The 12,161-nt window shown below is 45.0% G+C and carries 12 protein-coding genes; 3 read left to right on the forward strand and 9 right to left on the reverse strand.

From position 1 onward, the window contains the following. Window positions 1–24 precede the first annotated feature (24 nt). The 8 genes from AC51G0_RS09460 to ccoN form a co-directional block, all read right to left on the reverse strand. Window positions 25–702, reverse strand: a complete 678-nt coding sequence (locus tag AC51G0_RS09460; RefSeq protein ID WP_496301796.1) for a sulfite exporter TauE/SafE family protein — start codon at window positions 700–702, stop codon at window positions 25–27. After that, window positions 699–896 (reverse strand): cbb3-type cytochrome oxidase assembly protein CcoS, encoded by a 198-nt coding sequence (gene ccoS / locus AC51G0_RS09465; protein WP_496301797.1) that lies wholly within the window; start codon window positions 894–896, stop codon window positions 699–701. The genes AC51G0_RS09460 and ccoS overlap by 4 nt, the downstream gene beginning before the upstream one ends. Beyond that, entirely contained in the window at window positions 889–3,282 is a 2,394-nt protein-coding gene (locus tag AC51G0_RS09470; RefSeq protein WP_496301798.1) for a heavy metal translocating P-type ATPase, read from the reverse strand. Before AC51G0_RS09470 ends, ccoS begins: the two co-directional genes overlap by 8 nt. Then, complete coding sequence (locus AC51G0_RS09475) at window positions 3,279–3,770, reverse strand: FixH family protein (protein ID WP_496301799.1); 492 nt, start codon at window positions 3,768–3,770, stop codon at window positions 3,279–3,281. The genes AC51G0_RS09470 and AC51G0_RS09475 overlap by 4 nt, the downstream gene beginning before the upstream one ends. A gap of 120 nt (window positions 3,771–3,890) precedes the next feature. Next, window positions 3,891–4,871 carry a cytochrome-c oxidase, cbb3-type subunit III gene (gene ccoP / locus AC51G0_RS09480; protein ID WP_496301800.1) on the reverse strand — a complete coding sequence of 327 codons (981 nt, stop codon included), beginning with the start codon at window positions 4,869–4,871 and terminating at the stop codon, window positions 3,891–3,893. Between the two features lie 5 nt (window positions 4,872–4,876). Continuing rightward, a complete protein-coding gene (locus AC51G0_RS09485) occupies window positions 4,877–5,050 on the reverse strand; it encodes a cbb3-type cytochrome oxidase subunit 3 (RefSeq protein ID WP_496301801.1) in 174 nt (57 codons plus the stop codon). A gap of 9 nt (window positions 5,051–5,059) precedes the next feature. Continuing rightward, entirely contained in the window at window positions 5,060–5,671 is a 612-nt protein-coding gene (gene ccoO / locus AC51G0_RS09490; protein ID WP_496301802.1) for a cytochrome-c oxidase, cbb3-type subunit II, read from the reverse strand. 12 nt (window positions 5,672–5,683) lie between these two features. Continuing rightward, complete coding sequence (gene ccoN, locus AC51G0_RS09495) at window positions 5,684–7,111, reverse strand: cytochrome-c oxidase, cbb3-type subunit I (protein ID WP_496301803.1); 1,428 nt, start codon at window positions 7,109–7,111, stop codon at window positions 5,684–5,686. Window positions 7,112–7,387: 276 nt separating this feature from the next. On the opposite strand from ccoN, the gene AC51G0_RS09500 reads away from it, so the two are divergent. Next, window positions 7,388–7,831 carry a hypothetical protein gene (locus tag AC51G0_RS09500; RefSeq protein ID WP_496301804.1) on the forward strand — a complete coding sequence of 148 codons (444 nt, stop codon included), beginning with the start codon at window positions 7,388–7,390 and terminating at the stop codon, window positions 7,829–7,831. Between the two features lie 74 nt (window positions 7,832–7,905). Here AC51G0_RS09500 and AC51G0_RS09505 read toward each other — a convergent pair whose 3' ends face one another. Continuing rightward, complete coding sequence (locus AC51G0_RS09505; RefSeq protein WP_496301805.1) at window positions 7,906–8,631, reverse strand: SDR family oxidoreductase; 726 nt, start codon at window positions 8,629–8,631, stop codon at window positions 7,906–7,908. 158 nt (window positions 8,632–8,789) lie between these two features. Between AC51G0_RS09505 and AC51G0_RS09510 the strand changes: the two genes are divergently transcribed. Further along, window positions 8,790–9,968 (forward strand): FIST signal transduction protein, encoded by a 1,179-nt coding sequence (locus AC51G0_RS09510; protein WP_496301914.1) that lies wholly within the window; start codon window positions 8,790–8,792, stop codon window positions 9,966–9,968. Window positions 9,969–9,971: 3 nt separating this feature from the next. After that, complete coding sequence (locus AC51G0_RS09515) at window positions 9,972–12,062, forward strand: response regulator (RefSeq protein WP_496301806.1); 2,091 nt, start codon at window positions 9,972–9,974, stop codon at window positions 12,060–12,062. The last annotated feature ends 99 nt before the right edge of the window (window positions 12,063–12,161 follow it).

Here is a 12,161-nt window from a genome sequence, read left to right on the forward strand (position 1 = left end):
GCAATATGACGAGTATTAAAAAGCCTACAATATTTGTTTGATTGCGATATAACCAGTATGAACCCCGTAACCCAATAGCAGCAAGGCACTGGCACGTTTGAAATAGAGATTTCTCAGTAAATTTTGCAGCTGTTGGGCCACTGAACCAACAGCGATCATCGCCGGAAGGGTTCCTAAACCGAAGGCTAGCATAACCACAGCTCCAGAAAACGCGCTACCAGATACGGCTGCCCAGCTAAGGGTCGAGTATACGAGGCCGCACGGCAACCAGCCCCATAGTAAACCGAAGGGCAAAGCGGCAACGGGCGATTTCAAAGGAAGCAAAGATTTGGCCGTCGGCGAGACGAAACGCCAGAGAAACTGGCCTACACGTTCAATTTTAGTTATACCTTGCCACCATTGGCCAATGTAAAGTGCCAGTAAAATCATCATGATAGCAGCAAATAGCCGCAGCGATACCAATCCGGTCGAATACCCACCTAATGAAGCAATTCCTGCAAAGGCACCACCGATAATTGCACCTGCAATCGCATAAGAGATGAGGCGCCCGGTATTATAGCTGAGCAGGTAAGGCCACCGTTTCGCTTGTTGTTGGCCGGGCATACCCAAAGTCAGAGCAGCTGCAACACCACCACACATCCCGAGACAATGGCCTGCGCCCATCAGGCCAATGACAAAAGCAGCGTAAAAATCAATGTTCACGACGCTTTTCCACCTTCTTGCGTGTTGGGCTGGGCATTGCTTTTCTGCACAGGCTCATCTTCGTCAAACAGAATGTCATGGCCCTGACGCTCAAGATCTTCGAACTGTTCAGTTCTGACGGCCCAAAGAAAAATGCCGACAGCGATACAGACAAAAACGATCGCAATTGGTATTAACAAGTAAAGACTAGCCATTTTCTTTTAATAACCTTAAAGAATTTGAAACAACAATGATCGAGCTGGCCGACATACCTACAACTGCAATATAGGGAGCGACAAAACCAGCCACTGCGAGCGGCAAGATTACGAGGTTGTAGCCTAGCGCCCATGCTAGGTTTTCTCGAATGATTTTTCTGGTTGTTAACGCAAGCTCACGAGCACGTAAAATTCGTGACAGTTGATCACCTAGCAATACCATATCTGCCGATGACTTCGCAACATCTGTGCCGCCACCCATGGCGACCGAAAGGTGAGCACCTGCCAGAACGGGAGCATCATTGACACCATCACCTATCATCAGGGCAACATTTTCCTTGCCGAGGCTACGAAGGTATTCAAGCTTGCCTTCAGGTGTTGCACCAGCAACCAGGTTATCGATATCCAGCTTATCAGCGACAATCTGAGCATTGGCTGAATGGTCACCAGTTAGCATGGTGACTTTAATACCAGAAGCCTGGAACTGCTCAACAAGCTCTTTACTGTCTTCACGGATAGGATCATCAAGTTTAAAGCCAGCTACAATCTGACCATTGCAAGATAGCCACACCTGAAACCGGTTATCGCACTGCTTAAGCTGCGCCTCTGTATCAGGATGAGCTTCAAGGACAAATGCAGCTTGGCCAATCCGCCACTCGTCATTATTTAGCTTACCTTTCAGGCCACATCCAATAACATTTTCAACTTCGTCAAAAGCCATACGATTATCTCGATAAGCACTAAATGCTCTTGCTATCGGATGGTTAGCGAAGCGTTCCATTTCGGCCGCATACGTTAAAGCATCTGATTCAGAGACATCACCAAGAAGCTTTGTTTCTACTAGTCGAATGTTACCCTCGGTGAGCGTACCTGTTTTATCGATAACTAACTGGTTCACTTTGCATAATGTCTCGAGAACATGTCCTCGCCGTAACAAAATGCCTAAACGGCCAAGGCTCGATGTTGAGCAGGTTAGGGCTGTCGGCGTAGCAAGGGACAGTGCACAAGGGCATGTTGCAACCAGCACCGCCAAGGTGATCCAGAGGGCATCTTCCGGTTTCTGCTGATGCCAGAAAAGCCAGGTGAAGGCGGAAATAATCAAAATGCCTGCAACAAAATAACGGGCAACAATATCAGCAACTTCAGCCACTTTAGGTTTCGATGACTGCGCTTCATCTTGCAGGCGAACAATATTAGAGATCAGCGAGTTCTGGCGATCTTTGGTTACACGCAATGCGATGTTCCCATCACCGTTAATCGTGCCGGCATAGACCAAGTCGCCCTGTGAACGAGGTACTGGCATAGGCTCACCAGTCAGCATTGACTCATCGATTGCCGTCTCGCCTTGAACAACTTCCCCGTCGGCCGGCAGGCTTTCGCCGGGCAAAACAGTAATGATGTCGTCGATCTTCAAGGTTTTGGCTGCAACCTGAGAGCCATCATCAAGAGTCGCCATTGTTGGTACTAGCTTCAATAGGTTAGCACTGGCAGCTGCAGCTTGTCGTCGCGCTCGCATTTCGAGGAAGCGACCCAATAGGAGGAAGAAGGTGAACATTGAGATGGACTCAAAGAACACTTCTCCTTTTTCCATCACCGTCGCGTACAGGCTAGCCCCATAGGCAAAGAGTAGGGCAATCGAAACCGGAACATCCATTCCCAATGTTCGGGCCCGAAGGTTTCGCCAGGCGTTGAGATAGAAAGGCAGGGCAGAATAGAGTAAAACAGGGGTGGAAAAAATTAGGCTGACCCAGCGTAAATAACTTTTAAACTCAGCATCGAGATCGCCAAAGATCTCAAAGTACAAAGCCACTGCCAGCATCATCACCTGCATAGTGGCAATTCCAGCAATACCTAACCGATACAGGTAGCTTTTCATCGTTCTGTGGTATTGCTGCTCTTGAGCGTCGGCCTCAAAAGGCGCGGCTTTATAACCGAGCTGATGGATCACAGAAAGCAGGTGACTTAATTTTGTTTTGGTTGGATCCCAGGTTAACAAGGCACGGTGAGTGGTTGTATTCACTCGGATGGAAATAACCCCGGATTCACGCTTTAGTTGTTTCTCAATCAGCCAGGCACAGGCAGCACAGGAAACACCATCGAGTGATAGCGAGACTTCTTTGCTGTCGTCGAATTCACGAACAAACTCCTGTTGAATTTCCTCGTGATCATAGAGTAAGAGAGATTGGAGTTGTTGAGGAACTAAATCGGCTTTCTCGGCAGGTGCCGTACGATATTCATAATAAGAGGTTAGGCCGCTTTCAACGATAGTTTGTGCAACCGCTTCACATCCTGGGCAACACATGTCACGTATTTTGCCCAGTATTTCTACTTTATGTTGGCAATCCTGTGGAACAGGATCGCCACAATGGTAACAGTCTTTTGTCATTCCTTAATCTGCCCGTACAACGAAATCGGGTCGGATGTTGGTAGGTTAACGCGCCCTTGTAACATCCAGTCGCCATCAAATGGTTCAAGCTCGACGAACCAAGGCCCATCAAGCTGCTCTGGAGAGCTAAAACGATAAGAGCCGCTCAAATCAGCACTGACCATTTGAGTAAAATCTTTATTGGCTAGAGTACGGTGTGTAAAAGTGACACGCAAGTTAGGATGGCTTTTGAGATCACCTTTATCAAAATTAACCATGATACTGGTATCAGTTACGCTAACAGATGCTTTCAAATTAAGCGCATCTGCAACTCGTAGGCGAGAAAGGTCTAAGTTAATGGCTTTACCTTTCTTGTAATAATCTTCTGCAACAAGGTCGACTTGGTTCTGAGAAAAGATGTAAACGGCAGTCAAACTGTACACAATCGAAATGGCAGGGATGGCGAAAACGAACCAAGGCCAAAACTGCTTATACCATGGTTTACGCATAATGATTACCTTTGAAGCTTTGATGAAAAGAGCCCCTGAAATTAACAGGGGCTAAGTCTTATGTCTCAGTTTTTATTACTAATTTTTCAATCAATATGTAACCGAGTATTAATCATATTATTACTTGTCGGTATTGTTACCCAAACCCCAGACATAGGCAGAAATCAGCTGAACTTTCTCTTCACCTAGAATATCTTTCCATGCTGGCATCACGCCCTGACGACCATGAGTAATCGTGTCTTCAACCGCGCGGCGAGAACCACCGTATAGCCACGTATTATCAGTTAGGTCAGGAGCACCAAATGCTGGGTTACCTTTACCATCTGTGCCGTGACAAGCTGCACACATAACGAAACGTTGCTTACCAGCAGCGGCTTCTTTAGCGTTCACCTTACGTCCAGATAGGCCAAGTACATAGGTCGAAACCTCTTTGACACCATCTTTACCCAGTGAGTCAACCCAAGCCGGCATTACGCCATGGCGACCTTGCATGATAGTTGTCTTGATAGTTTCAGCTTCACCGCCGTACAGCCAAGCATCATCAGTTAGGTTAGGGTAACCTAGCTGACCACGTGCATCTGAACCATGGCACTGGGCACAGTTCTGTAGGAACAGACGCTGACCGACTTTAATCGCTTCTGGTTCAGCAGCAATTTCAGTGATCGGGCGTAGTGAATTTCCTGATGCATCATAAGCTAGGCGCTTGAATGTCTCTCCGAACATAGCGTTCGCATAATCAAGCTCTCGAGCGTACTGGTCCGAACGTTTTTCTTGATGAGCTTTTGCAATTGATGCATTTGACTCTTCAATAGAACGTACTTCTTGATCAGAGCTCGTCCAACCTAAAACGCCCTGAAAATTACCTAAGCCTGGGTACAAAACCAAGTACACGGCACCAAATACCAGGGTGCCCCAGAACATGTAGGACCACCACTTAGGTAAAGGGTTGTTAATTTCACGAATACCATCGTATTCGTGTCCCATATCCTCACCTTCTTCGACACCCATTTTGTCTTTGCTACACCAGACAAGCAGGGCAGCCATACCAACAAAGGTGGCGATAGTGATGATACTAATCCATAGACTCCAAAACGTAGTCATGCTTCCTAGCTCCTGTCATTCTCTCGCGTTGCCATATCTTTCTCTTCGTCAGCAAACACTAGGTTTGCGGCTTCATCGAAGCGTGACTTTTGGCGTTTGCTATATGCCCAAAGGACGATACCAATAAAGCTGGAGAACAGTACAACAGTCCAAATACTATGAACGGTTCCAATATCCATGGTGTCTCCTTACTTCATTGCGTGACCGAGAGACTGAAGGTAAGCAATAACCGCATCCATTTCAGTCTTACCTTTCACTTCCGCACCGGCATTGGCAACCTGCTCTTCGGTATAAGGAACACCAAACATGTCACGGAAAACCGCGAGTTTTTGAGATGTTAACTTACCGTCTAGCACGTTTTCTTCCAGCCATGGGAAACCAGGCATGTTTGACTCAGGAACTACTGCACGAGGGTCACGAAGGTGAACACGGTGCCAGTCATCAGAGTAACGATCACCAACACGTGCCAGATCCGGACCTGTACGTTTTGAGCCCCATAGGAATGGGTGTTCCCAAACACTTTCACCCGCGACAGAGTAGTGACCATAGCGTTCAGTTTCAGAACGGAATGGACGAATCATCTGGCTATGACATACGTTACAGCCCTCGCGGATATAAATATCACGACCTTCCATCTCTAGCGCCGTATAAGGGCGAAGATTCTCAACTGGCTCAGTTGTTTGGTCTTGATAAAGAAGCGGCGTAATTTCAACCAGCGCACCAAAGCTAATAGCAATGACGATTAGAATCGCTAGGAGGCCGACATTTTTTTCTACAATTTCATGACGATTATTAGCCATTGTCGGAATTCCTTATGCTGGTTGCTCTATTGCTTTTAGGCTTTCTTTCGGTGCGGTAACTGTTCTATATGCGTTATACGCAAGTAGAAGCATACCAGACAGGAAGATTAGGCCGCCAATAAAGCGTACAAAGTAGAATGGGTAAGAGGCTTGTAGCGATTCAACAAAGCTATAAGTCAATGTACCGTCAGTGTTTACTGCACGCCACATTAGGCCTTGCATTACACCAGAGATCCACATTGCTACGATATAAAGAACCGTACCAATTGTTGCTAACCAGAAGTGTACGTTAATCAATTTAATTGAGTACATACGCTCTTGGCCGAACAGCTTAGGAATAAGGTGATAGATTGCACCGATTGATACCATTGCAACCCAACCTAACGCACCAGAGTGTACGTGACCGATAGTCCAGTCCGTATAGTGGGAAAGTGCGTTTACTGTCTTAATTGCCATCATTGGGCCTTCGAAGGTAGACATACCATAGAAAGACAATGAAACAACTAAGAATCGTAGGATAGGGTCATAACGTAGTTTGTGCCATGCACCTGACAGCGTCATGATACCGTTGATCATACCGCCCCAAGAAGGTGCGAATAGAATCAGTGACATCACCATGCCCAGAGACTGAGTCCAGTCTGGTAGCGCTGTATAATGAAGGTGGTGAGGACCCGCCCAAATATACAGTGAAACCAGTGCCCAGAAGTGCACAATAGATAAACGGTAAGAAAAGACAGGTCGGCCTGCTTGCTTAGGTACGAAATAGTACATCATACCCAGGAAGCCCGCTGTCAGTAGGAAACCTACAGCGTTGTGACCGTACCACCACTGAACCATCGCATCCACCGCTCCAGAATAAATCGAGTACGATTTACCCATAGAAACTGGGATAGCTAGGCTGTTCACGATGTGAAGGACTGCTACCGTTAAGATGAAGGCACCGAAGAACCAGTTCGCAACATAAATGTGCGACGTGTTTCTTTTAATCATGGTACCGAAAAAGACAATGGCATAGGATACCCAGACAACAGCAATGGCGATATCAATCGGCCATTCCAGCTCTGCGTATTCTTTACCGGAAGTCCAACCCATAGGCAATGAAATTGCTGCGGATAGGATAATGGCTTGCCAGCCCCAAAAGGTGAACGATGCTAACTTCCCACCAAAAAGCCTTGTTTGACAAGTACGCTGTACTACGTAGTAAGACGTAGCAAATAACGCACTAGTACCGAATGCGAAAATCACTGCATTGGTATGCAGTGGACGCAGACGGCTGTATGTCAACCAAGGGGTATCGAAGTTGAGCGCCGGCCACACCAGTTGAGCGGCAATCAATACACCAACGCCCATTCCGACAATTCCCCATAATATAGTTGTTAGGGTGAATTGACGAACGACCGTATAGTTGTAGTTTTGTTCAAGCTGCTTTACTTGGCTCATGTTGCATGCTTCCAATTTGAATTGTTCAACTACACTCTCTTTCCTTGTGCGAACAACAAGTTGTCGCAATGCCACCCAAAGCTTACTTAATTGCCATGTTGTTTTTTTGAACAACTCAGCATTTAAATTGCTATTTTGTTGTAAAAGTGGCATTTTCAGTGCACATAATACTTTAGTTAACAAGTGATTGACAGAGTCAAGTCCACACTATGTTTACGGTTAAGCAACATTTATGTGAAAACTTTGAACTCTGTAACACGGGAAGCACGGTAAATCATGGCTGCAGAGAAATTAACAAAGGCAAGATTATTGCAAATATTAATCTTGATGGCGGTATTAATAACGGCATTTGTATGGAGAACAGTCACCTATGATGACAGTACGCCCATAGATGAAAGTGCTATTCAGTGCGATATTTCAGAAGAATCTTGCGTTGTTGTGGGTGAAGAGCAAGTATTAGGGTTGTCGCTAACACCGTTCCCTGTTGTCGCAAATTCTGAGGTTGTTCTACGAATTAGTAACACAAATGTAAAGCCGATTGCCAACGTCGAAGGCGTGGATATGTATATGGGGACAATCCCCGTTATATTTGAGCAACAAGCGGATGATTGGGTAGGAAAATTCACTGTGCCTGAGTGTATTCACGATAAAATGGCATGGGCGATTAAGGTCCAGCAAGGTAGTGACACTGTAATTGCAAAGTTCACTGTAACAAAGTGATTGTTAAATAAACACTTTGCAGGTAGAAGTTAGCCTTTCATAGGCTTGGTAACCCAGGCCTATGAAATAGACGTTTATTCAGCATAAATCATTTTTTTTGTGATCCCGCCATCGACTGTAAAGTTCTGTCCGCTAATAAAGCTCGCATCATTACTTAACAGGTACCTTACCATCGAGGCTACGTCTTCTACCTTGCCAACGTGTCCTGTAAGGTGCTGGCTATGATCGATAGGGCGCAGGTCGGCGTGGTTGGTATCAATCCAGCCCGGAGAGACACAGTTAACTCTTACAGAAGGCCCGAGGCTGACTGCCAGCGCATGTGTGAGACTTATCAGCCCACCTTTTGAAGCACTGTAAGCTTCCGTGTTGGGTTCAGATTGTGCAGCACGAGTAGAGCTAATATTTACAACGGAACCATTACATGCTTTAAGCATCGGTATGCACAGTTTTGTTACCATTAACGGCGCAGTAAGGTTGACCGCAATGACTCTATTCCAGTCGTGTATTTCCAATGTCTCAATTGGATCATTATAGGGCGTTGCAATGGCGGCATTGTTCACTAAGCCATCGAGCCTTCCAAACTGTGCCTGAACTTCAGTTATTACCGCAGATATCTCAGGCTCATTGGTGACATCAGCTCGACGGAAACGGATCCTGGGGTTATTCGCAACCAATTCAAATCCTGCATCTTCATCAATATCAACGGCGACGACTATCACGTCATCATTAGCCAACCGCTCACAAATGCCTTTGCCAATACCCTTGGCCCCACCTGTTACTAATATGACTTTACTGGTCATGCTTCCTTTCACTTGCACCAAAAATAAACGATTTGATAAGTTAGCGGTAAAACGGTGTCTGACTTTAGTCATTATTTGATAAAAATTGTATCAGTTTGCTGATTGCAAAGGCAAAAATGACTATGATGAGATCTACGCATAACAATAAATATGAAAATATGGATATAGCCACAAGTTTTTCTGCTTTTCATTCATCGGAACATGCTGTTTCGGATGCAATTCGCAAACTAAAAAGTAAAATCGCGAATCCTAAACTCATTCTTGTGTACTTTTCTGAAAATTTCGACGAACAGCAGATTCAGCAAACACTAGTGGCAGAATTTCCAAATTCTCAGATACTAGGTTGCTCCTCATGTCAGGGAGTCATGACTGACGAAGGGTATAATCGCGGTGAAGGCATTGCCCTATGGGCGATGTGTGACTATAACGGCGCGTTCGGTAGTGCTATCGTTTCAACCAACCAGAGCCCGTATGATATGGCTCGGCAGGCATTGTTACGTGCGATAGAAAACAGTGGTCGCCCAGGCGAGCTTCCGGCATTAATCTTGCTTCATGCTAGTCCAGGGCGAGAAGAAGAGGTGATTAAAGGAATAGAAGATGAACTAGGTATTTCTGTTCCTATTATTGGAGGCAGTGCTGCTGACGACCATGTTCAGGGGAACTGGAAGCTATTCACTCATGAACAGCGGTGTCGAGAGGGAGTTGGACTTTGTGTCTTTTATCCATCTTGCAATGTCAGTTACTCATTCCACTCAGGCTATGCGAGCTCTGGATTAAGTGCAATAGCCACTCAGACTGAAGGGCGAGAGTTAGTTCAGCTTAATCATAAGCCAGCCATAGAGACATACCAGGAGTGGATGGGCCAGAAGCTTTCCGATGAAAATAGCATAATTTCAAACAGTAGCTTAAATCCATTGGGACGTATTGCCGGCAAAGTTCATGATTTGCCGTATTTCAAGCTTTCTCATCCGTTAAAAGTGACACCAAGGGGCGGGATAGAGTTATTCGCGACTGTTGAAGAAGGTGAAGAACTGTTCTTCATGGAAGGAACAGAGGAACGGCTGATAACTCGGGCGGGTAGGGTAATCGATTCTGCCTTTGATATTGGTAGCGCAAGCCGTGAACTAGACCCAATTGGTGGAATTACCATTTACTGTGCAGGGTGTATGCTTCGTGTACAGGATCGAATGGAAGAAGTCGCACATTATGTTAATAAGGCCATGCACCATGCACCTTTTGTCTGTCCTTTTACTTTTGGTGAGCAAGGGCAGTTTGTCGGTGGGGAAAACGCACATGGGAACCTTATGATTTCAGCTGTTTTATTCCATAGGGACTAGTCAATGGCAAGTTTTGAATCAGAAAAACTTCAAGAGACATTACTTGATCTCCTGAGAAGCCAGGAACGAGAAAAGCAGCTTCGTGATGAAAATGCCGCTATTCTTGCAGGAATGTCAGCAATGGCTGGCGCCAATAATAAGCGCCAAGTCTTTAACAGCCTATTATCAGTTCTTCGAAAATATATTGGCTTTGAGCACGCACTTGTATTAACCCGAGAAGATGAAACAGCTCCGCTACAAGAACTTGTGACAACGTGCCGTTTCTTTGAGTCGAGTATTTGGCCAGTAAGTAATACCTTTATTCGCTGTATGAATGGCGAAAGCATCGCGTTATTTGACCCTAGGCAGGTTGCCGAATTCAAAGGACTGCCTCATGAGATGCTTTATTACTGTCATTCAGTATTACTGACAGGGGTTAAAGTGAGTTCTGGCGATGCTCTTCTTTTATTTCTGCATTCAGATCGTGGACAATTTACTCCCCAGTGCCGTCGTGTACTTGAGCGCTTTAGACCATTACTTGAACGCGCCATTATCGACATTGATTATCGAGAGCGATTGCAATCGCTGGTAACCGCACGTACCCAGGAGTTAACCCATAGCCAGCAGCGATTCAAGGATTTTGCTAAAACTGTCGGTGACTGGTTTTGGGAAGTCGATACCGATTTCCAGTTTACTTATATTTCATCACCAAACCTTGCAAACCATGTCGTTGATAACGATAGCATCCTAGAAATATTTGAAGAGCAAGTGGCGCTTAAGAAAAAGCTCAAAGTAAAATTTGAGATGAAAGAAACCTTCGAAGATCTTGAATGGCAGCTGCCTAAGAGTGAAGGGGGGTTATGGATAAGCTTCAGTGGCACACCATATTTTACCAAACAAGGTAAGCTTGTGGGTTATCGTGGCACAGCCAAAGACATTACAAATCGTAAGAAGCGACTCTTCGAGCTGCAACAAGCCCGAAAACAAGCAGAATCGGCAAATAGAGCAAAATCGCAGTTTTTGGCAATGATGAGCCATGAAATTAGAACACCGCTAAATGCGGTACTAGGTTTTATGGATACCTTGGCGGACTCCGGTCTTAATAAAGATCAGATTCACTGGGTCAGCCAAATGGATCAATCTGCTCAGTTACTATTGACGATCATTAACGATATCCTTGATTTGTCGCGCATTGAATCAGGTAACTTCGAGTTGTTTAATGCTGAAATGTATTTGGAAGACAGTATTAATCTGGTTGTTAATCAGCTAAATGAACAGGCGATTAAAAAAAATATCACGTTGGATGCCAACATATCACCTATGGTTCCAAGGACCATGTTTGGAGATAAGAACCGAATATCTCAGGTCATGTTTAATCTGATTGGTAATGCAATTAAATTTACCAATGAAGGTTTTGTTTCAGTGGATGTCACCAGCAATGACAAGTATATTGCGATTGCAGTGACAGATTCAGGGATAGGCATTTCAGCCGATGCTCAAAAAAACTTGTTTAATCCTTTTATGCAAGCGGATGGCAGCATTACAAGACGTTATGGCGGTACAGGTTTAGGTTTGGCGATCAGCCAACACTTGATCGATAAAATGAACGGGAAGATAACGCTTAAAAGCACCTTAAATGAAGGCAGCTGTTTTACCGTTTATATTCCAATCTTACAGCTAACCGATAACTCAATACCAGAAGAGCCTGTTACAGAATCAACTCTCGAGCGACCGTTAAATATCTTGTTAGCTGAAGACAGTAATACCAACCAGTTGGTAGCAAAGCTAATGCTAGAAAAACGCGGCCACCAAGTTGCAATAGCTCATAATGGTAAAGAAGCAGTTTCAATGTTAGAGGAAAACCAGCATCAATTTGACATTGTCCTGATGGATATCTCGATGCCAGTGTTAGATGGTTTGCAGGCCACAAAACAGTTGAGGCAAAAGAATATTGATATTCCAATAATCGCATTAACGGCCAATGCTATGCATTCAGATCAAATTGAATATGAGAAAGCTGGTATGAATGGTTTCTTGGCAAAACCAATTCGAACAGAAGAGCTAAATGCAATGCTCAATAAGTACCAAGCATTGGCTTTAACCGGAGCCGGATAAGTTTATAGTCTATAACGCCAGACATTTATGATGTCTGGCGTTTTTGCTTCTGCATTTAATGAGTCATATATTGCAACTAGCTTGGTTTGTTAAACCAAG

Source organism: Photobacterium sp. HL06, assembly GCF_059552575.1.